The organism is Micrococcus sp. CH7 (assembly GCF_001595485.1).
In the GTDB taxonomy this organism is placed as follows: Bacteria; Actinomycetota; Actinomycetes; order Actinomycetales; family Micrococcaceae; genus Micrococcus; species Micrococcus luteus.
Genome location: NZ_LOSQ01000029.1, coordinates 57,417 through 77,786, shown reverse-complemented (window position 1 = coordinate 77,786; position 20,370 = coordinate 57,417). Strand labels below are relative to the sequence as shown.

General features: G+C 73.5%; 19 protein-coding genes and 1 pseudogene. 15 read left to right on the top strand and 5 right to left on the bottom strand.

The annotated features are described in order from the left end of the window. Positions 1 to 135 precede the first annotated feature (135 nt). The 8 genes from AUV08_RS08385 to AUV08_RS08355 all read left to right on the top strand — a co-directional run bounded on the left by AUV08_RS08385 (position 136) and on the right by AUV08_RS08355 (position 9,719). A complete protein-coding gene (locus AUV08_RS08385; RefSeq protein WP_061866771.1) occupies positions 136 to 1,893 on the top strand; it encodes an ABC transporter ATP-binding protein in 1,758 nt (585 codons plus the stop codon). Next, complete coding sequence (locus AUV08_RS08380) at positions 1,890 to 3,995, top strand: ABC transporter ATP-binding protein (protein WP_049147053.1); 2,106 nt, start codon at positions 1,890 to 1,892, stop codon at positions 3,993 to 3,995. The genes AUV08_RS08385 and AUV08_RS08380 overlap by 4 nt, the downstream gene beginning before the upstream one ends. Before the next feature lie 372 nt (positions 3,996 to 4,367). Beyond that, positions 4,368 to 4,538 (top strand): hypothetical protein, encoded by a 171-nt coding sequence (locus AUV08_RS11980; RefSeq protein WP_020621742.1) that lies wholly within the window; start codon positions 4,368 to 4,370, stop codon positions 4,536 to 4,538. Between the two features lie 49 nt (positions 4,539 to 4,587). After that, a complete protein-coding gene (locus AUV08_RS08375; protein ID WP_020621741.1) occupies positions 4,588 to 5,298 on the top strand; it encodes a hypothetical protein in 711 nt (236 codons plus the stop codon). Then, a complete protein-coding gene (locus tag AUV08_RS08370; RefSeq protein WP_020621740.1) occupies positions 5,295 to 6,350 on the top strand; it encodes a hypothetical protein in 1,056 nt (351 codons plus the stop codon). The genes AUV08_RS08375 and AUV08_RS08370 overlap by 4 nt, the downstream gene beginning before the upstream one ends. Beyond that, a complete protein-coding gene (locus tag AUV08_RS08365) occupies positions 6,347 to 7,033 on the top strand; it encodes an ABC transporter ATP-binding protein (RefSeq protein WP_020621739.1) in 687 nt (228 codons plus the stop codon). The genes AUV08_RS08370 and AUV08_RS08365 overlap by 4 nt, the downstream gene beginning before the upstream one ends. A gap of 16 nt (positions 7,034 to 7,049) precedes the next feature. Then, a complete protein-coding gene (locus AUV08_RS08360; protein ID WP_049147055.1) occupies positions 7,050 to 8,144 on the top strand; it encodes a hypothetical protein in 1,095 nt (364 codons plus the stop codon). A gap of 63 nt (positions 8,145 to 8,207) precedes the next feature. Then, a complete protein-coding gene (locus AUV08_RS08355) occupies positions 8,208 to 9,719 on the top strand; it encodes a SulP family inorganic anion transporter (RefSeq protein WP_061873185.1) in 1,512 nt (503 codons plus the stop codon). Positions 9,720 to 9,729: 10 nt separating this feature from the next. On the opposite strand, the gene AUV08_RS08350 is transcribed toward AUV08_RS08355, so the two are convergent. Then, positions 9,730 to 10,143 carry a VOC family protein gene (locus tag AUV08_RS08350; protein ID WP_020621736.1) on the bottom strand — a complete coding sequence of 138 codons (414 nt, stop codon included), beginning with the start codon at positions 10,141 to 10,143 and terminating at the stop codon, positions 9,730 to 9,732. Positions 10,144 to 10,286: 143 nt separating this feature from the next. Here AUV08_RS08350 and AUV08_RS08345 point away from each other — a divergent pair, with 143 nt between their 5' ends. From AUV08_RS08345 to AUV08_RS08330, 4 genes are all read left to right on the top strand, one after another. Next, positions 10,287 to 11,240: a CPBP family intramembrane glutamic endopeptidase gene (locus tag AUV08_RS08345; protein WP_061866773.1), complete on the top strand. Its 954-nt coding sequence runs from the start codon at positions 10,287 to 10,289 to the stop codon at positions 11,238 to 11,240. A gap of 1 nt (position 11,241) precedes the next feature. Further along, the gene (locus AUV08_RS08340) at positions 11,242 to 12,654 is read left to right on the top strand and encodes an MATE family efflux transporter (protein WP_061866774.1); all 1,413 of its coding nucleotides are present in this window, start codon (positions 11,242 to 11,244) and stop codon (positions 12,652 to 12,654) included. A gap of 60 nt (positions 12,655 to 12,714) precedes the next feature. Further along, a complete protein-coding gene (locus AUV08_RS08335) occupies positions 12,715 to 13,296 on the top strand; it encodes a hypothetical protein (protein ID WP_010079963.1) in 582 nt (193 codons plus the stop codon). Between the two features lie 190 nt (positions 13,297 to 13,486). Then, positions 13,487 to 13,888 carry a hypothetical protein gene (locus AUV08_RS08330; RefSeq protein ID WP_049144854.1) on the top strand — a complete coding sequence of 134 codons (402 nt, stop codon included), beginning with the start codon at positions 13,487 to 13,489 and terminating at the stop codon, positions 13,886 to 13,888. Between the two features lie 10 nt (positions 13,889 to 13,898). On the opposite strand, the gene AUV08_RS08325 is transcribed toward AUV08_RS08330, so the two are convergent. Both AUV08_RS08325 and AUV08_RS08320 read right to left on the bottom strand, forming a co-directional pair. Beyond that, positions 13,899 to 14,885, bottom strand: coding sequence for an L-lactate dehydrogenase (locus AUV08_RS08325; RefSeq protein WP_061873184.1), 987 nt, complete (start codon positions 14,883 to 14,885; stop codon positions 13,899 to 13,901). A gap of 94 nt (positions 14,886 to 14,979) precedes the next feature. After that, a complete protein-coding gene (locus tag AUV08_RS08320) occupies positions 14,980 to 15,744 on the bottom strand; it encodes a CGNR zinc finger domain-containing protein (protein ID WP_061873183.1) in 765 nt (254 codons plus the stop codon). A 167-nt stretch (positions 15,745 to 15,911) separates the two neighbouring features. Between AUV08_RS08320 and AUV08_RS08315 the strand changes: the two genes are divergently transcribed. Continuing rightward, a complete protein-coding gene (locus AUV08_RS08315; protein WP_036384667.1) occupies positions 15,912 to 17,567 on the top strand; it encodes a thiamine pyrophosphate-dependent enzyme in 1,656 nt (551 codons plus the stop codon). Positions 17,568 to 17,604: 37 nt separating this feature from the next. Here AUV08_RS08315 and AUV08_RS12240 read toward each other — a convergent pair whose 3' ends face one another. Together AUV08_RS12240 and AUV08_RS08310 are read right to left on the bottom strand one after the other, a co-directional pair. Beyond that, positions 17,605 to 17,745, bottom strand: coding sequence for a hypothetical protein (locus AUV08_RS12240; protein ID WP_231862038.1), 141 nt, complete (start codon positions 17,743 to 17,745; stop codon positions 17,605 to 17,607). A gap of 11 nt (positions 17,746 to 17,756) precedes the next feature. Continuing rightward, a pseudogene (locus tag AUV08_RS08310) lies at positions 17,757 to 18,164 on the bottom strand (GNAT family N-acetyltransferase); the annotation flags it as partial. A 266-nt stretch (positions 18,165 to 18,430) separates the two neighbouring features. Here AUV08_RS08310 and AUV08_RS08305 point away from each other — a divergent pair. Beyond that, a complete protein-coding gene (locus tag AUV08_RS08305) occupies positions 18,431 to 18,862 on the top strand; it encodes a DUF779 domain-containing protein (RefSeq protein WP_036384275.1) in 432 nt (143 codons plus the stop codon). Continuing rightward, entirely contained in the window at positions 18,859 to 20,286 is a 1,428-nt protein-coding gene (locus tag AUV08_RS08300; RefSeq protein WP_061866777.1) for a GAF domain-containing protein, read from the top strand. Before AUV08_RS08305 ends, AUV08_RS08300 begins: the two co-directional genes overlap by 4 nt. Positions 20,287 to 20,370 lie beyond the last annotated feature (84 nt).

Below are 20,370 nucleotides of genomic sequence, written 5' to 3'. Positions count from 1 at the left end.
GTGCGCCCGCGTCCCCTCGACGACGGCTGCTGCCCGCGCCCTCCCGCGGCTGGGGCACAATGAGCCCGGCCCCCTTCGGCCCACCTCACTGCAGCCCACGCGGCCGCGCGCCCATCCCGACTCCCTGGGAGCCCCATGCTCTGGACCCTGCTCCGCCGTCACGGCCGGCGCTATCGCGGCGCCGTCGCGGCCGTCGTCGTGCTGCAGCTGATCAGCACGCTGGCCATGCTGTACCTGCCCAGCCTCAATGCCCGCATCATCGACGAGGGCGTAGCCCGCGGCGACACCGCCCGCATCTGGGACATCGGCCTCGTGATGCTCGGCGTCGCGCTGGTGCAGGTGGTCGCCGCGATCGCCGCCGTGTGGTTCGGGGCGAAGGCCTCGATGGGCGTCGGCCGGGACCTGCGCCGCGCCGTCTACACCCGCGTGGACGCGTTCTCCGCGGAGGAGCTCGGCCGCTTCGGCGCCGCGACCCTCATCACGCGCGGCACCGACGACGTCAACCAGGTCCAGATGCTCACCCTCATGGCCCTGAACTTCATGGTGGCCGTGCCGATCATGGCGGTCGGCGGCATCATCATGGCCATCCGCGAGGACCCGGGCCTGTCCTGGCTCGTGTGGGTCTCCGTGCCGGTGCTGCTGGTGATCGTGGCGTGGATCGTCGCCCGTCTCATGCCGCTGTTCCAGCGGATGCAGGACAACATCGACGACGTCAACGGCGTGCTGCGCGAGCAGATCCAGGGCATCCGCGTGGTCCGCGCGTTCGTGCGCGAGCGCCACGAGACACGCCGGTTCACGGACGCCAACGCCGCCCTGACGGAGACCTCCGTGCGGATCGGCCGGCTGTTCGTGCTGCTCGGCCCGGTCATCACGATGATCCTCCACCTCGCCACCGCCGCCGTCCTGTGGTTCGGCGGCGAGCGCGTGGACGCGGGGCTCGTGCAGGTCGGCGCGCTCACCGCGTTCATGCAGTACCTGCTGCAGATCCTCATGGCGGTGATGATGGGCACCTTCATGATGATGATGCTCCCGCGCGCCGTGATCTCCGCGGGCCGCATCGGCGAGGTCCTGGACACCGTCCCCACGCTCGGTGAGCCGGTCCGCCCGGTGACCCCCGCGCGTCGCGACGGCGCCGTGGAGCTGCGCCACGTCACCTTCCAGTACCCCGGCGCCGAGGCGCCGGTGCTCGACGACGTGAGCTTCGCCGTCGCCCCCGGCACCACGACGGCGATCATCGGCTCGACCGGCTCCGGCAAGTCCACGCTGATCAGTCTGCTGCCGCGGCTGTACGACGCGACGTCCGGCGAGGTGCTCGTGGACGGCGTGCCGGTGACCGACCTGGCCCGGGCCGAGCTGACCGAGGCCGTGGCCCTCGTGCCGCAGAAGCCGTACCTGTTCTCCGGCACCGTGCGGGAGAACATGCAGTTCGGGGCCCCGGACGCCTCGGACGAGCGCATCTGGGCGGCCCTCGAGACGGCCCAGGCCGCCGACTTCGTGCGCGCCCGCACCACCGGCAAGGGAGAGGCGGCGGCTTCCGGTCTGGACTCGCGGCTGTCTCAGGGCGGCACGGACGTCTCGGGCGGCCAGCGCCAGCGCCTGTCCATCGCGCGTGCCCTCGTGGCCGAGCCGCGGGTCCTCGTGTTCGACGACTCATTCTCCGCCCTGGACGTCACCACCGACGCGCGGCTGCGGGCGGCGCTCGACCGCGCGGCGGCCGGGGTGACCCGGATCGTCGTCGCCCAGCGGGTGGCCACCATCACCGACGCCGACCAGATCATCGTGCTGGACGAGGGCCGCGTGGTCGGCCGCGGCACCCACGCCGAGCTGCTGGCGGACAACCAGACCTACCGGGAGATCGTGGACTCCCAGCTGACCGCGGAGGACGTGGCATGAGCGAGCACCTGACGGACGAGGAGATCCTCGAGATCCAGGAGCAGGGCGCCACCGACGACTGGGGCGGCGGGCCGGCCCGCAAGGCCAAGGCGTTCTGGCCGTCCGCGAAGCGGCTCATGAGCCTGTTCCGCACGGAGAAGCTGGGCCTGGTGGTGGTCGCGCTGATGGTGCTGGTCGCCGTCGTGCTCAACGTGTGGGCCCCGCACGTCCTGGGCCGGGCGATGGACGTGATCTTCGGCGGCGTGGTCTCCGCGCAGATGCCCGGCGGGCTGAGCCGCGAGCAGGTCATCGACGGGCTGCGCGCCCAGGGCGAGGACCAGGCCGCAGAGATGCTCTCCGGCATGGCGTTCACGCCGGGCGAGGGGATCGACTTCACCGAGCTGGGCCGGCTGATCCTCATCGTCCTGGGCATGTACCTGGTGGCGCAGACCTTCATGTGGCTGCAGGGCCGCGTGCTCAATGACATCGTCATGCGCATCGTCTTCCGCCTGCGCGAGGAGATCGAGGCCAAGATCAACCGGCTGCCGCTGAGTTACTTCGACCGCGGGCAGCGCGGCGACCTGCTCTCCCGCGCCACCAACGACGTGGACAACGTCCAGCAGGCCCTCCAGCAGGCGTTCGCCTCGCTCGTGTACTCGGTGCTGACCGTGATCGGCATCGTCGGCATGATGTTCTGGCTGTCCTGGCAGCTCGCGCTCATCGCCCTGGTCGCCCTGCCGGTGGCCGGTGTGGTGGTGGGCGTGATCGGCAAGAAGTCCCAGGCGCTCTTCTCCGCGCAGTGGCGGGAGACGGGCCGGCTCAACGGGCACATCGAGGAGTCGTTCACGGGGCACGAGCTGGTGACCGTGTTCGGCCGTCAGCGGGACATGGCCGCGCGCTTCGACGAGCGCAACGAGGAGCTGTACGAGGCCGCGTTCACGGCGCAGTTCTACTCGGGGATGATCATGCCGATCATGCAGTGGGTGAACTGGCTGGGCTACGTGGGCATCGCGGTGGTCGGCGGCCTGCGCGTGGCCAACGGGCAGATGACCCTCGGCGCCGTGACCGCGTTCATCCAGTACTCGCGCGAGTTCAACCAGCCGCTTGGGCAGATCGCCGGCATGTCCAACATGCTGATCTCCGGCGTGGCGTCGGCCGAGCGCATCTTCGAGCTCCTCGACGAGCCGGAGGAGACCCCCGACGGCACCCCCGCCCGCACCCCCGACGGCACTTTCGTTTGGGAAACGGCGCCCTCCGAGAGCGCTTTCGTTCGGGAAACGGCGCCCTCCGCCATCCCCGGGCCCGACGGCGTCGCCCACCTCCCGCGCCCGCTGCGCGGTCGCGTGGAGTTCGAGCATGTGCGCTTCTCCTACACGCCGGAGAAGCCGCTCATCACGGACCTGAACTTCGTGGCGGAGCCGGGGCAGACGGTCGCGATCGTCGGGCCGACCGGTGCCGGCAAGACCACCCTGGTCAACCTGATCATGCGGTTCTACGAGGTGGACGGCGGGCGGATCCTGCTGGACGGCGTGGACACCCGCACGGTCAGCCGCGGCGAGCTGCGCGCCGCCACCGGCATGGTGCTCCAGGACGCCGTGCTCTTCGGCGGGACCATCCGGGAGAACATCCGCTACGGCCGACTCGACGCCACGGACGAGGAGGTCGTCGCGGCGGCGAAGGCCACCTACGTGGACCGTTTCGTGCACACCCTGCCCGACGGCTACGACACCGTGATCGAGCAGGACGCCGCCAACGTGTCCGCGGGCGAGCGGCAGCTCATCACCATCGCCCGTGCGTTCCTGGCCCAGCCCTCGCTCCTGATCCTGGACGAGGCCACCTCCTCCGTGGACACCCGCACCGAGGTGCTGGTCCAGGGCGCGATGGCGGCGCTGCGCTCGGACCGCACGAGCTTCGTGATCGCCCACCGCCTCTCCACCATCCGGGACGCGGACGTCATCCTCGTGATGGAGGACGGCGACATCGTGGAGCAGGGCTCGCACGATCAGCTGCTGGCCGCTCGCGGCGCGTACTTCCGGCTGTACAGGAGCCAGTTCCAGGGCGGGGAACAGGCGGAGGAGCAGGACGACGACGGCGCGCCCGCCGCGCGCGAGGACGCCCGCTGAGGCCGGGGCTGGATGGCGCCGGCGCCCAGCCACTGGCCGCTGGCGTCGCTGCGACACGGGACCACCCGATGACCTTCTCGATCCAGGTGCCGGTGAGTTTCACGAGCCCGCACCTCTCCGGAGCCGGAGGTGTACGGGGCTAGGGCGCGCGGCGGTGACGGGAGTATCGAAACCCGATCGTCGGGCCACCCCTGCCGGTGTGGCCGCGCTCATTCGTCCCCTGAGATTGCGCATCCGTCACGCGCAGGACCCTCTTGACTCCCTGGTGGGGCACGTCTGTGGACCGACCGAGAATTCTCTGGACACAGGGCGAGCACCTTCATAGAGTGTGATGTAGATCACGACTGAGCGTGAACCATAAAGAGGAGCGACATGGGTATGAAGCAGCGGATTTCTAAGGTCGGTGCCGGCGTGGCCGTCGCTGGACCGTTGGCCGTCTCCGGTGCGGTGCCAGCGCAGGCGCTGACGGACTCCGGTCGGCAGGACTGCAGCGCAGGACTCCTCCTGTCGGGCACCTACGGCTACTGCTACTACCCGTACTGACTCGCCGGCACCGATGACTTCATTACGCATTCCTGCGACGGCCGCCCTGGTGGCGGCCGTCGCCCTGACCCTCACCGGCTGCGTCGGTCGGGAGTCTGCGGGCCTCGGCGGTTCATCCACGGTCGCCGCTCCCCCCACCGCGACGGCCGAGAAGACCTGGGACGCCTCGCAGTGGGTTCCCACCGAGAGGATCGAACCCCTCCTGACGACGGAGGCGGAGAAGGAGCGCGCCTACCGTGAGCAAGTCGCGCGGCACGCTCAGGGGGCGGGAATGCCCGCGCCGCCTCAGGTGGAGCGCTCCGGGTGGTACGCCACGTCCCTCGAGTCGGACCGCATGGTGTCCACATGCCTGGCCGAGGCCGGGTGGCCGAACTCGGTCGGTCCGACCGGGGGAATTCAGATCGACACCCCACCTGAGTCCCAGAGGTCTGCTTTCGAGGCGGCCTACGTGACCTGCTACGCACAGCACCCGGTGGATCCGAGCTACACCCAGGACTGGACCGATCCGCAGCTCCGCCTCGTCTATGACTACTGGGACCAATACCTCATCCCGTGTCTCGAGGCCTACGGCTACACGGTCGACACCTCCGCGCGCCCCTCCAAAGAGGCATTCGTCTCCGCGTTCTACACTCCAGGCCGCCACCAGTGGTGGCCCTTCGCGGACAGCATGAGGGGCGTGTCGGCAGAACGCCAGGCCGAGGTCGCGCAGACATGCCCGGAGCTTCCGCCGCAGGATGTCTTCTGGGGGTCATCCGGATGAATCGCCCCGCCCGCTGGGCCGCCCTCGTCCTTGCGCTCGTGGCCGTCGCCGCGCTCGCCTTCTGGGCCGGCCGGGTCACGCTCACCCCTCCGGCTCAGGCCGAGCAGCGTCCGGCCGCGAGCGCCCTCGTCACCGTCGCCGAGCAGGAGCTCGGCCGCGTCATCACCCTCGGCGTCTCCGTGTCGCGCGAGCAGACGCCGGCGGCGGTGAACGCGCTGACCGGCGTCGTCACCCGGGCCGGAGAGTCCGGCGAGGTGGCTGCCGGGGAGGTGCTGTACGCCGTCGCCCAGAAGCCCGTGCTCGTCCTCCAGGGCGAGCTTCCCCAGTGGCGCCCTCTCGGGGAGGGCACTTCCGGCGACGACGTCGCCGCGTTCCAGCGCATGCTCGCCGCCACCGGCGCGAAGGTGGAGGCCACCGGCACGTGGGACGAGGCCACCGCGGACGCCTGGGACGACTGGCTCACCGAACGCGGCTACCCCGCCGCGGACACCGTGGAGCTCGGCCAGCTCGTGGTCCTCGACGCCCTCCCCGCGCCCCTCAGCGTGGACGCGAAGACCACCGCCGTCGGCACCACCCTCGCCGGCGGCGAGAACGTGGTGGCCCGCCCCGGCGACCAACCGGACTTCGCCCTCGAGGTCAACCAGGAGCAGGCCGCCCTCATCCCGGCCGGCACCCAGGTCACCGTGCCCCACGGCGAACACGAATGGAAGGCCGTCGCCGGCGAGTCCACCTCCGACGAGCAGGGCCTGATCCGCATCACCCTCACCGCCCCGGACGGCGGCGTGGTCTGCGGCGAGGACTGCGACACCCTGCCCGCCGACGCCACCACCTCCCTGCTCTCCCAGGTCAGCGTGGTCCCGCCCGTCTCCGGGCCCGTGGTCCCCGTGTCCGCCCTGCGCACCCAGCCAGACGGCGCCGCGACGGTCACGGTGGTCCGGGACGGCGCCGCGGAGGACCGCACCGTCACCGTCCTCGGCTCCGCCGACGGCCTCGCCGTCGTGGACGGCGTGGACGCCGGCGAGCAGGTGCGCGTGCTGAACGGCACCCGATGACGGGGCCCGCCACCCCGGGCACGCCCGCCGCCCCCGTCGTCCCCGCCGCCCTCGCCGTCGAGGACCTGCGCTTCGCCTATACCCGCGCCGCCGAGGAGCTGTTCGACGGCCTCACCCACGCGTTCACGCCGGGCGCCGTCACCGCCCTCACCGGGCCCTCCGGGCGCGGCAAGTCCACCCTCCTGTACGTGCTCGGGCTCATGCTCACGCCCACCTCCGGAGTGGTGCGCCTCGGCGACGTCGACGCCTCCACCCGCCCGGACCGGGAGCGCTCCCGCCTGCGCGCCACCTCCGTGGGATTCGTGTTCCAGGACTCGGAGCTGGACCCGTCCCGCCCCATCCTGGACTCCGTGGTGGAGCCCGGCCTCTACGCCGGGTTGGAGCGCCAGACGCTCGAGGACCGGGCACGGGCGCTGCTCGAGCGCTTCGGCCTCGCCCACCGCGCCGACCACCGGCCCGGGCAGGTCTCCGGCGGGCAGGCGCAGCGGGTGGCCGTGTGCCGCGCCCTCGTGAACGCGCCCGTCGTCGTCCTCGCGGACGAGCCCACGGGCAACCTCGACCCGGACAACGCCGGCCTCGTCATGGACGCCCTCGCCGATGCCGCCGCCGAGGGGCGCACCGTGGTGGTCGCCACCCACGACCCCGCCGTCGTCGCCCGCGCCGACGAGGTGGTGCGGCTGTGAACCGGGAGGACCGCCCATGAACCTGCGCACCCTGCTGCGTGAAGCCGTCACCGCCGCACGCACCTCTCCCGTGCCCTCCGCCCTCGTGCTGCTCGTGGTGGCCGCCATGTGCTTCGCCGCCGTGGCCACCGTGGGCAGGCAGGCCGCCACCGAGGCGGCCGTCGCCGCAGAGCTCTCCGGCCCCGGCGCCCGCGTGCTCACCGTCACCGACACCGGCGGCACCGGTTTCCTCACCGGCGCCACCGCGGCCACCCTCGCCGGACTCGACACCGCCGAGGCCGCCCTCGCCCGGGACTCGCCCATGGACGCCGTGAACACCGGGATCGGCCGGGGCGGCGCCCGCGTGGCCGTGACGAACGTGGTCGGCACCCTGGACCGTGGCATCGTGCTGACCCGCGGCCGCCTGCCCGCCCCCGGCGAGGTGGTGGTCCCCGAGGCCAAGCTCGCCGAGCTCGGCCTCGCCCAGCCCTCCGGAGCGATCGAGGCCACGGACGGCGGCCAGTGGGCCGTCGTCGGGGCGTTCCAGGCCCAGGACCCCTTCCAGGACCTCGACGGCTACGCCCTCACCGTCCCCGCCGCCCCGGACGCCCTCGTGATGCAGCAGGTCCGCGTCCTCGCCGCCGACACCGCCGGCACCCGCGCCATGCAGGAGGCCGCGCTCGCCGTGATCGACCCCGACCCGCGCGCCTCCTCCATCCAGACCGCCCGTGCCCTCTCCGCCGGCAACCAGGTGATCACCGGCGAGCTCGCCGGGCTCGGACGCTCCCTGCTGCTGCTGATCCTCGGAGCCGGCGCGTTCTTCGTGTCCATCGTGGTGCTCGCCGACGTCCTCATCCGCCGCCGCGACCTCGGCCGCCGCCGCACCCTCGGCATCGGCCGCGGAGACCTGATCCTGCTCGTGGCCGTGCGCACCGCCGTGCCTGCGCTGCTGGGCGCCGTGCTGGGCTCCGGAGCCGGGTACGCCGTCGTCGCCGGCCAGGGCGGGACGCTGGGGGTGGACTTCGTGGCGGCGGTGGCCGTGCTGGCCGCCCTCACCGCGCTGCTGGCCAGCCTCGCCCCGGCGGCGTTCGCCGCGTTCCGCGACCCCGTGCGGGTGATGCGGACGGCGTGAGGGGTGGCGGGCGGGCCCGCTCACCGGCGGGCACCCCGCCCGCGCACCGCTACCCTCGGGAGCATGCCCGCCTTACCCGCCGCGCCCCCGCCTGCCCTCACGCCGCTCCAGCGGCAGTCCGTCCTGCGCACCCTGCGCAGCCCTCGGCTGCTGGGCACGGAGGTGCTGGCCGCCGTCGTGGTGGCGCTCGCGCTGATCCCGGAGGCCATCGCGTTCTCGATCATCGCGGGCGTGGATCCGCGCGTCGGGCTGTTCGCGTCCTTCACCATGGCGGTGACCACGGCGATCGTGGGCGGACGGCCCGCCATGATCTCCGCGGCCACGGGGGCGGTGGCGCTCGTCGTCGCACCGCTGTCCCACGCGTACGGGGTGGGGCACCTGCTTGCCGCGATCATCCTCGGCGGCGTCATCCAGATCCTGCTCGGCGTGTTCGGTGTGGCCCGGCTCATGCGGTTCGTCCCGCGCTCGGTGATGGTGGGGTTCGTCAACGCGTTGGCCATCCTCGTGTTCACCTCGCAGCTGCCCGAGCTGATCGGCGTCCCGTGGCTCGTGTACCCGCTCACGGCGTTGGCCCTGGCGATCGTGGTGCTGTTGCCGCGGCTCACCACGGCGGTGCCTGCGACGCTCGTGGCCGTCGTCGTGGTCACCGCCCTGGGGATGGCCGCCGGCCTGGCCGTGCCGCGCGTGGGGGACCGGGGCGCGCTGCCGGACGCGTTGCCCGCGCTCGGCCTGCCGGACGTCCCGCTGACGTGGGAGACGCTGTGGCTGATCCTGCCGTTCAGCATCGGCATGGCGTTCGTGGGGCTGCTCGAGTCCCTGCTCACCGCGAAGCTGGTGGACGACATCACGGACACCCGCTCGGACAAGACGCGCGAGTCCTGGGGGCAGGGGGTCGCGAACGTGGTCTCCGGGCTGTTCGGCGGGATGGGCGGCTGTGCAGTGGTGGGGCAGACCATGATGAACGTCAAGGCGAACGGCGCCCGCACCCGGATCTCCACGTTCCTCGCGGGCGTGTTCCTGTTGGTCCTCGTGGTGGCCCTCGGCGAGTTCGTGGCGCAGATCCCCATGGCCGCGCTCGTGGGCGTGATGATGTTCGTGGCCGCCGCCACCTTCGATTGGCATTCGGTGCGCCCCGCCACCCTGCGCGCGATGCCGCGCTCGGAGACCGCCGTCATGGTCGTGACCGTGGCGGCCACGGTGCTCACTCACAACCTCGCGATCGGCGTGGGTGTGGGTGTGCTCACTGCGCTGGTGCTCTTCGCCCAGCGCGTCTCGCGTCTGGTCACGGTGGCCCGCGAGGTCCACGACGACGGCGACGCCGTCACGTATCGCGTGCACGGCGCCCTGTTCTTCGCGTCCTCGAACGACCTCTACTCGCAGTTCGAGTACGCCCTCGATCCGCCGTGCGTCGTGATCGACATGGGTGCCGCGCACGTGTGGGACGCCTCCACTGTGGCCGCGCTCGACTCGGTGCTGACCAAGTACGCCCAGCACGGGATCCACGCCGAGGTGACGGGGCTGAACGAGGCCTCCGCGGAGATGCACGCGCGCCTCACCGGGCGGCTCGGCACCTGAGCCGGCGGGCTCAGGCGGTGACGAACTCCCACTGGTGCCCGTCCGGGTCGACGATCTCGCGGGAGTGCATGCCGGAGTCGGCCATCTCCTCGCGCAGGTCCTCGGGCAGGGGCACCTCGGCGGCGCCGAGCTCGATCGCCCGGTCCGCCAGGGCGTCCACCGCCGCGGCGTCGCCGACGGTCAGCGCCATGAGGGCGGAGTTGGTGGTGAGGCAGTCGGCGATCTCACGGTTGCCGATGAAGTCGGTGTAGTAGCCGGGGCTGAGGTACATCGCGTACGTCGACTCGGTGAGCTCGATGCACACCGAGTGCTCGTCCGAGTAGTCGTCCATCGCGGTGGCGCCCAGGGTCGTCCAGAACTCACGGATCCGCTCGGTGTCCGTCGTCGGGAGGTTGATGAACACCGGCTGGGAGAACAAGGCCATGGGGAGCACCGTAGACGAGGCGTTCGGCCCGCCGCCACCGCGCGCGTGTCGCGGGCGCGCGGGCGTGGCGTGGGCCACGGAGCCGCTCCCGACGACGGCGCCCGCGGCCTGGCGCGTCCGCCCCCGTTGGTAGCGTGGCCGCCATGAGCGTTCCTCCCTCCGGCCCGCCGGCCGGTCCGCCCGCCGGCTGGCCGCCGTCGGGCCGGCCGTCCGCCCGCCGCGCCGCCGTCGCCCCGAGCCTGCACGGGCACCCCGGCGCCCCCGGTGGCGTCCCCGCCGGCTGGCCCGGCCGCCGGCCTGCGGCCCGCACCGCGCCGGACTGGACCCCGGGTCGGTTCCACTGGGGCGACGCCGTCGTGGTGCTCGTGTACGTGGCGCTCATGGTGCTCGGGCTGGGGCTGTGGCTGGCGGTGTCGCTCGGCCTGGTCCCCGGTGACCTCGAGGCGTTCGACCTGGTCCGCGACGGGTTCACGGTGAACATCGTCAGCTACGCGATCCTCGTGGTGCTCGTGCTGGCCGTGGCCTGGCGACCCCTCGTGACGTCGCTGCGGGTGTTCCGCACGGGCACGTGGTGGAAGCTGTTGCTGCTGCCCGCCACGTGGCTGGCATGCATCGTCGTGAACGTGATCGTGCTGAGCCTCATCGGAGAGGCGCAGACCAGCGCCAACCAGGCCGCGCTCGAGGAGATGACCACGCAGGCCCCGCCCGTGCTCATGATCCTCATGACCGTGGTGGCCGCCCCGCTCGTGGAGGAGTACCTGTTCCGCCACCTGCTGATCGGCAAGCTCTCCCGCTGGATCAACGTGTGGGTGTGCGCCGTGGTCTCCGTGCTCGCGTTCACCCTCCTGCACTTCCTCGGCACCGGCGGCGACTTCCGGCTCGTGGAGACCATTCCGTACCTGACCCTCGCGGTGGCGATCACGGTGTCCTACATCCTGATGGGCCGCTCGTTCGGGTACGCGGTGCTGCTGCACATGGTGAACAACGGCATCGCCATCGCGATGCTCTACCTCGTGGCCCCCCTGCTGCCGGACACGCTGCCCGGCCCCACTGCCCCGACCACGGCGCTGGCCCCGCTGCTGGCCCTGCTGGGCTGAGATGGCAGGACCCTCCGGCTCGACGGCGGCGCCCGCCCCGCAGGACGCGCGCGCCCTCACGCGGCGCATCCTCGCGCTCGCGGTCCCCGCGTTCGGCGCGCTCATCGCGGAGCCGCTGTTCCTGCTGGCCGACACCGCGATCATCGGGCACCTGGGCACGGCCCAGCTGGCCGGCGTCGGGATCGGCACCACCATCCTGCACACGCTCACCGGCCTCATGATCTTCCTGGCCTACGCCACCACCCCGGCGGTGGCCCGGCTGATCGGGGCGGGGAACCCAGCCGCCGCGATGGACCGCGGCCGCGACGGCATCTGGCTGGGCCTGCTGCTCGGCGCGGTGCTGGCCGTCCTCGGCTGGCTCGCGGCCCCCGCGCTGACGGCGGCCCTCGGCGCGACGGGCGAGGTGCAGGCCCACGCCGTCGCCTACCTGCGCTGGTCCATGCCGGGGCTGCCGGCCCTGCTGGCCGTACTCGCGGCCACCGGGGTGCTCCGCGGCCTCCAGGACACCGTGACGCCGCTCGTGGTGGCGGGTGTGGGCTTCGGCGCGAACATCGGGCTGAACGTGGCCCTGGTGTACGGGCTGGGCTGGGGCGTGGCCGGCTCGGCCGTCGGCACGTCCGTGGTGCAGTGGGCGATGCTCGTGACGTACCTGTTCGTGCTGGCCCCGCGCTTCCGCCGCTCGGGCACGGCGTGGGCGCCCCGCGCGTCGGGCACGCGGGCCACCGCCCAGGTGGGCTCGTGGCTGCTGCTGCGCACCGCGAGCCTGCGCGCGGCCATCCTCATCACCGTCATGGCCGCCGCCGGCGCGGGCGACCTCACCCTCGCCGCGCACCAGCTCGTCTTCACGCTGTTCTCCACGCTGGCGTTCGCCCTCGACGCCCTCGCGATCGCCGCGCAGGCCCTGATCGGCGCCGAGCTCGGGGCCGCCCGGCCCGACGCCGCCCGTCGCCTCACCCGGACGATGGTGCGCTGGGGGCTGGGCTTCGGCGTCGTGACCGGGGCCGTGCTGGCCCTGGCGGCACCGGTGCTGCCGGGGCTGTTCACCACGGACCCGACCGTGCAGGCCGCCGCCACCGTGGGCCTGTGGGTGCTGGCCGCCGGGCAGCCGGTGGCCGGGTACGTGTTCGTGCTGGACGGCGTGCTGATCGGCGCCGGCGACGCCCGCTACCTCGCCCTCGCCGGCCTCGTGAACCTCGTGGTCTACGCGCCGGCGCTCTGGGTGCTCGCGCAGCTCGCCACGGGCGGATTCGGCTGGACCGCGGCCTGGCCCGGACCGAACGCCGCCGTGCCCGACGCCGGCGTGCAGCTGGGCCTGCTCTGGCTCGGCTTCGCAGGGGTCTACATGGGGATGCGGGCGCTCACCCTCGGCTGGCGGGCCCGGCGCGACGACTGGATGCGGCTCGGCGTCGTGTGAGCGCGTCCGGGCGGTGACGCGCGGGCCGGGCCGCGGCCGCACGGCTCCTAGACTGGGGCGGTGGCTACCGTGCAGACCCCCCTCGAGATCTCGTCCGTGGTGTTCAAGCCGATCCTGATCCGCGCCGTGGTGGCGCTGGCGTTCGGTCTGACCACCGTGTTCGTCGCCGAGCCGGGCCTGACGTGGATGAAGGTCATGTTCGCGCTGTACCTGGCGTTCTCCGGTTCGGCGATGTGGGAGTACCTGCGCCGCGACCCGGTGCCCGTGGCCATGCGCTCCCCGCTGTCCCTGGCGGCGGCCGCGTGGATGCTCGGCGTGATCGTGCTGCTGTTCCTGGGGTCCCCGGCGGCGGTGGGCGTGGCGGCCGGCGCCGCCCTCGTGCTCGGCGGCGTCGCCGAGCTCGTGGCGTGGGCCCGCCACCGCCGCGAGTTCATCCCCGCGCGGGACCAGCTGTGGACCGGACTCGTGGGCCTGCTCTCCGGGGGCGGCGTGGTCGTGGCCGCCCTGCAGGGCTTCGGCCCGCACGCCCTGCTCGGCATCGCCGGCGGCGGGGCGATCCTGATCGGCGTGCTCCTGATGGTCTCCGGGCTCGGCTTCCACCACGAGGTGCGCCGGGACCGCGGCACGGCCAGGGGCCTCTGAACCGGACCGACGTCGCCGTCCTGACCCGCGGGGCGGACGTTCGCCGGGGGAGGACCTCGGGGCCCCGAGGGGCCACCCGTCGGCCGGACGCGTAGACTGGCTCCGGTCCGCCGCGCCCCGAGGGCCTCAGCCCCGGGCGCCTGCGCGGGCCGTGTCGCCCCAGCCGCCCCCAGCCGTCAGGAGTCCCGCCGTGAGCGCACCGTCCCCCCGCCCGTCCGCCGATCGCGCCGGATCCGGCCGCCCGGCACGCGGCGGTCTGCGCACCACGGTCAAGGGCCCGCTCGTCTTCTCCGCCGTGCTCGGCCTGATCGGCGGGGTGATCGCCGGCATCACCGCCTCCGGCGGCACCCAGAATCCACTGCGCGTCGACATCGCGCTGATCGCCTTCGGCGTCTTCTTCATGACCTCGCTCGTGGTGGTGGCCATGCTGCAGCTCGCCGCGCGCGAGAACCCGGACCACCTCTCCCAGGGCTCCGGTGTGAACCGCTCCTCCGAGGAGATGTTCCGCAAGGCCGCCGCCGACCGCCGCGCCCAGGCCGCCGCCGAGCGCCGCGAGCAGGGCGGCACCGGAGGCGACGCCCCCCGCGCCTGAGCCCGGCGCCTCAGAACCCGAGGCTGCGTGCCTCCCGCCGCAGCGCGTCCGCCGAGGCGTGCAGCGCCCGCATCTCCGCGTCGTCCAGCTCGGGCTGGATCACGCGGGTGACGCCGTCGCGCCCCACCACGGACGGCATGGACAGGGCGACGTCCGAGAGCCCGTGGACGCCGTCGAGCACGGTGGAGACCGGCAGAATGGCGTGCTGGTCGCGCAGGATCGCCTCGAGCAGGCGGGTCGTGGCCACGCCGACCGCGTACGTGGTGGCGCCCTTGCCCTGGATCACCTCGTACGCGGCGTGCACCACGGTGTCCGCCACCTCGTCCAGGTCGGCGCGGGTGAACAGCGGGTCGACCGGCGTCGGCCACTCCAGGATGGGCGTCGGGCCGATGCGCGCCGAGCTCCACGCGGGGAACTCCGTGTCCCCGTGCTCGCCGAGGATGGCCGCGTGCACCGACGACGGGTGGACCTGCGCCCGCGACGCCAGCAGCCACCGCAGGCGGGACGTGTCCAGGAGGGTGCCCGAGCCGATCACCCGGCCGGCAGGCAGACCGGTGAGGCGCTGGGCCACCAGCGTGAGGACGTCCACGGGATTGGTGACGAGCACGATCAGCGCCTCCGGCGCGTGCGCCTGCACCTGGGGCAGCAGGCCGCGCAGGATCTCCACGTTGTGCGCGCCGAGGTCGAGGCGGGTCTGCCCCGGCTTCTGCTTGGCGCCGGCCGTGATCACCACGACCTCGCAGCCGGCCAGGACGTCCGGGTCCGCGCCGCCGGTCATCGCCGACGCGGAGGTGAACGGGGTGCCGTGGGCCAGGTCGAGGACCTCGGCGCGGACCTTGGGCTCGTCGATGTCGTACAGGGCGACCTCGCGGGCGACGCCGCGGATCAGCGCCGCATAGCAGATCGCCGTGCCGACGCCGCCGGCCCCCACGACGCCGACCTTGCGGTGGGCGGGTCCGAGGGTCGCGGGGGAGTGGGCAGGGGTGTGCTCGCTCATGCCTCGCAGGCTAGGGGTGTCCGGCCGGCCGACGGAACCAGAGGCCGCCCCGTCCCCGATGTTCAGCGGCGGGTCACCGGCGGGCAGGGCCGGGTCAGTCCTTCTTCTTGTCCGACTTCTTCTTGCCGGACATCTTCTCCGCCTTCTTGCGGGCCTTCTTCTCCGCCTTCTTCCGGGCCTTCTTCTCCTTCTCGGTCTCCTGGCGGGGCTCGTCGGCGGGTGCCTCGGAGTCCACGACGGTCTCCGGCGCCTCCGCCTCCTCCGGACCGGCCGGATCCGTCGCGGGCGCGGCCTCCGCCGCCTCGGCCAAGCGTGCCCGGTAGGAGCGCACGTGGGTGCGGTTGGCGCAGTTGGCCTCGTCGCAGAAACGCTTGGACCGGTTCCGGCTGGCGTCCACGAGCGCGTTCTCGCAGTCCTCGCCCTCGCACACGCGCAGGCGGGCCAGCTCGCCGTCCATCGCGGTCTCCGCCAGCGCGAGGGCGGCCATCGCGGCCAGCCGCTCCACCGCGTCGGCGGGGACCTGTGCCGGGGCCAGCCCGACGACGTCGCCCCCGGCCGTCAGCCGCAGCGGGCCGGCCGTGGCGAGGAGGGCGTTCACGCGCTCCACGGCGGCCGCCTCGTCCCCGGCGGCGAGGGCCCAGACCTCGGCCAGACGGCCGCGGAGCTCGCGGCCGCGCACGGCCGCGGCGGCGGCCAGGCGGAGGCGGACCTCGTCCTCCTGGAGCTCAGGGACGAGAGAGGGCAGCTGCGTGGCGGCGGTGAACCGCTCGTCGGCCGGCTGACCGCCCCGCAGGCCGGGGGCGGTGTTCAGGAACGCGGCCAGGGAGGCGAGGCGGGAGAGCGTCGGCGCGGAGAGCATGGGGAAAGCGTACGGCGGGCCCGCCCTCGCGTCACCGGCTTCACGCCGCGTATCGGGTCGCCTCCGGCGCCGTCCCGTCCAGTACCCTGACCCCCACGGACCCCGTCTGCGCGGCGGGGTGCACCCACGGGGCCGGAGGGGCCCCCGAACCAGCACAGGAGACCTCCATGTCCCAGACCTCCCAGGCGACCGGTCGCCTCTCCGCCGGGCACGTCATCGTCAAGACCCTCGAGTCCCACGGCGTGAAGCGCGTCTACTCCGTGCCGGGCGAGTCCTACCTGGACGTCCTGGACGGCCTGCACGACTCGGGCATCGAGAACGTGGTCTGCCGCCACGAGGGCGGCGCCACGTACATGGCCGAGGCCGACGGCAAGATGAACGAGGTCCCCGGCGTCGCCATGGTGACGCGCGGCCCGGGCGCCGCGAACGCCCACGTCGGCCTGCACACCGCGTGGCAGGACTCGACGGCACTCGTGCTGTTCGTCGGCCTGATCCCGTTCGAGCACCGCGACCGCGAGGCCTTCCAGGAGTTCGACCCGCACGCCTGGTTCGGCACCGGTGCGAAGCGCGTGATGGTCCTGGACCACCCGGAGCGCGCCTCCGAGATCGTGGCCGAGGCCATGTTCGCCGCCAGCTCGGGCCGGCCCGGGCCCGTCGTCGTCGGCCTGCCGGAGGATGTGATCCGCCAGGAGATCGACGCGCACCTGCACCCGCAGATCCCCGTGGCCCCGGGCGGCATGACCGTGGAGGACTGGAAGTCCCTGCACGCCGCCCTCAAGGAGTCCAACAAGCCGCTGTTCATCACCGGTGGCAACGACTGGACGGACGAGGGCGCGCAGACCCTGACGACGTGGCTCGAGGAGCACAAGATCCCCGCCGCCGCCGAGTGGCGCTGCGAGGGCACCGTGCCGTTCTCCTCGCCGTCCTACGTGGGCCCGATCGGCTACGGCCGCCCGAAGCCGACCTACGACATGCTCGAGGAGACCGACCTCATCGTGTTCGTCGGCACCGTGCCCGGCGACGTCGTGACCAACGGCTTCACCATCCGCCAGAACTGGGACAAGAAGAACTTCCTGGTCACCATCGACCCGTCCCTGCGCGGCCGCTCCGGCCCCGTGTCCCACCAGATCGTGGCCAAGCCGGACGTGTTCATCCGCGACCTCGTCCGCATGGAGCTCGAGGTCAAGCCGGAGTGGGAGGAGTGGACCTCCCGCATGCGCGGCGAGCAGGAGAAGTTCGCCACCCTGCCCCCGGCCGAGCCGTCCGAGGGCCAGGCGAAGATGGCCACCCTCATGGCCAACCTGGTGCCGAAGCTGCCGAAGGACTCGATGATCTCCCTCGGCGCGGGCGAGCACACCAACTGGGCGCACCGGTACTTCCCGACCGAGGGCTACCGCGCCATGATCTCGGCCCGCAACGGCTCCATGGGCTACTCGGTGCCGGGTGCCGTGGCCGCGTCCCTGAACTTCCCGGACCGCACCGTGGTGACCATCGCCGGCGACGGCGAGTTCCTCATGAACGGCCAGGAGCTGGCGACCGCCGCGCAGTACGGCGCGAAGCCCCTCGTGATCGTCATGGACAACCAGGAGTACGGCACCATCCGCACCCATCAGGAGCGCGAGTACCCCGAGCGCGTCTCCGGCACCCAGCTGAAGAACCCCGACTTCGCCGCCATGGCCCAGGCGTTCGGCGGCTTCGGGGTGCGCGTGGAGCAGGACGCGGACGTGCCGGCGGCCGTGGACGCGGTGCTCAAGGCGGTCCAGGAGGAGGGCCGGTTCGCGCTCATCCACCTGATCGTGGAGCAGCGCGTCAAGGCCTACTGAGGCCGGCGGCGCGGCGCGGTCGTCGCCGTTCCTCCGGTCAGGCCGCCGTCGTGGGGACGTCGAAGCGCAGCTTCGGGACGGGGAAGGGTGCACCGTCGAGGTCCGCCTCGACCCGGTCCCGCAGCACGCCCCCGCACGCGCGGATGTGGCCACGGAGGCGGTGTTCGTCTCGTCGCACGTGAGCAGGGCGGTGGACACCCCGCGTGCGGCCAGCAGCATCAGGGTGCCGCGCAGCAGGCGCGCGGCGTGGCCCCGCCGCCGGAACGCGGGCCGCACCGCGTAGCCCACGTGCCCGTTGACGTGGCGCAGCGCGTCGTTCAGCTCCCACCGCACGGACACCCGGCCCACCAGATGGCCCGCCTCGTCCACGCCCACGTAGAAGGAGGCGGGCACCCGGCCGGGTTCGACGTCGCCGCGCGCCTCGGCGGCGAACGCGCGGCGGATCGCGGGGAAGGAACGGGTGCCGGCCATCAGGAAGTCGAACCCCTCCCGGTGCAGCTCGGCGTCCGCCTCGCGCGCCGCGATCTCGTCTGCGGCGCGCAGCGGGCGCAGCAGGAGGCCGTCCACGGTGACGGTGGGGCTGGGGTCGGGGAGCATGTGCCGAGTGTAGGGGGGTGGACTCCGGGCGCGGCCGCGTGAGCCGCCCGCCGCCCCCGCCCTCGTGCTTTCCCCACCTCCGCGCCACCCCCGCGCCGTGAGCCAGACGTTTCGGTCGTGATCAGCCCCTGATTGCAGCCGAAACGTCTGGCTCGCGGCACAGCCCCCGGGCCGCCGCGCCCCCCACGACTCGAGCAGGGGTGACGTGGATCACGTTCGAGGCTAGGGTGTGGGGACTGACGATCGCCCATCCCCAGGAGGTCGCGATGACCGTGCCGTCCTCGTCGGCGGAGCGTGCGCTCGACGCTCGCCCCGAGCTGCCGGGCGAAACCGTGTCCCGCGTCGCCATGACGCCCGCGGCGCTCGAGCTGATCCGCCGACTCCTCCCGATCCACGGCCCGCTCATGTTCCACCAGTCCGGCGGCTGCTGCGACGGCTCCGCGCCCATGTGCTATCCCGCCGGCGACTTCACGACCGGCGCCGCCGACGTCCTGCTGGGCACCTTCGCGCTGCCGGCCGAGGGGGACCAGGCCGCCGTGGAGATCCCGTTCTGGATGTCCGCCGCCCAGTTCGAATACTGGAAGCACACCCACCTCACCCTGGACGTGGTGGACGGGCGCGGCTCCGGCTTCTCCGTCGAGGCGCCCGAGGGCAAGCGGTTCCTGATCCGCTCGCGGTTGATGGCCGGCTCGGGATGAGCTCGACCCTCGCCACCGGCGCCTACCGACGCGCGGTGGACCGGGCCCACGAGTCCCTCGCCTCGGTCCGCCTGTCGCTCGCGCCGTCGTCGCCCACCGCTCCGACCGGCGCGGAGCAGGGCCTGCGCGCCGCCCTTCAGGGGCTGCGCCGGGAGGTCCGCGAGTCCTGGCTGCGCTCCCTCGGCGCCCTCACCCCCGCGGTGCCCGGCCAGACCGACCCGGCCACCCTCTCCGACGACGACCTCGCCGCCGCCCGCCGCGACCAGCGCCTCGCCGTGGCCCTGCCGGTGGTCCGCCGCATGCTCATCCACCCCGCGGCCGAGGCCGGGATGCTCGCCGCGATCGGCAACGCGCGCGGCCACCTGCTGTGGGTCGAGGGCGACCGGACCGCGGTGCGCCACGCCGAGACCATGGGCTTCGTGGCCGGCGCCGACTGGTCCGAGGCGTCCATGGGCACCTCCGCCCCCGGCATCGTCCTCGCGACCGGCGCCCCCACGCAGGTCAGCCGCGGCGAGCACCTGAGCCCGCGCGTGCACCCGTGGAGCTGTTCGGCCGTCCCGCTCACGGACCCGGCCACCGGGCGGCTCGTCGGGGTCCTGGACCTCACGGGCGGCGAGGACGCCGTCAGCCACCTCGCCCTGCCGCTGCTCCAGGCCACCGTGGACGCCGTGCACGCCGCCTGGCGGGACCTGCCCGCCCCGTCCCGGGGCCGTCCCCGCGGCACCGTCACGACGCCGGGCCCCTCGGCTCCGCCGTCCGCCTCGCCGGGGCCGAGCCCCGCCGCCGCGCCGCACCGCCACGACGCCGCCGCGGGCCTGCTGCGCGTCACCGGCCACCTGCCGCCCACGCTGGACGGGGTCGAGCTCACCGGCCGGCACGCCGAGATCCTCACCCTCCTCGCGTGGCACGGTCCGGGCCTGACCGGCGCCGAGCTCGAGGTCGCGCTGTATCCGGAGGAGACGGCCGGGCCCCGGTCCGCGCCGGGCGACGCCCCCGCCCGGGCCATCTCGCTGCGCGCCGAGGTGCATCGACTCCGCCGGGCGCTGCGGGACGTGGGGGCGCCGGTGGAGCTGCTGTCCCGGCCGTACCGGCTCGTGGGGGAGGTGCACGCGGACCTGCTGTGCGCGCGGGAGGCGCTGCGCGCCGGGGATCTGGACCGTGCGCTGCACGCGGCGGCCGGGCCGGTGCTGCCGCGGTCGGCGTCCCCCGGTGTCACCTCGATCCGCGCGGAGCTGGGGGAGGCGCTGCGCGAGGCCGTCGCCCAGGACGCGGATGTCGAACAGCTCTGGGCCTACCTGGGCCGCCCCGAGGCCCGCGACGACGTCGAGCTCTGGGGCGCCGCCCTACGTCTGCTGCCGACGGACTCGCCGCGGCGCGCGCTCGCCGTGGCCACGCTCGAGCGGATCGAGCGGGACCTGGCCTGAGCCGGCCCGCCCCTCACCCGCGCCCGGCTGCAACCTTCGTGCAACCTCCTTGTGACTAGCGTCACAGCCACGGCAGGGCGCCAC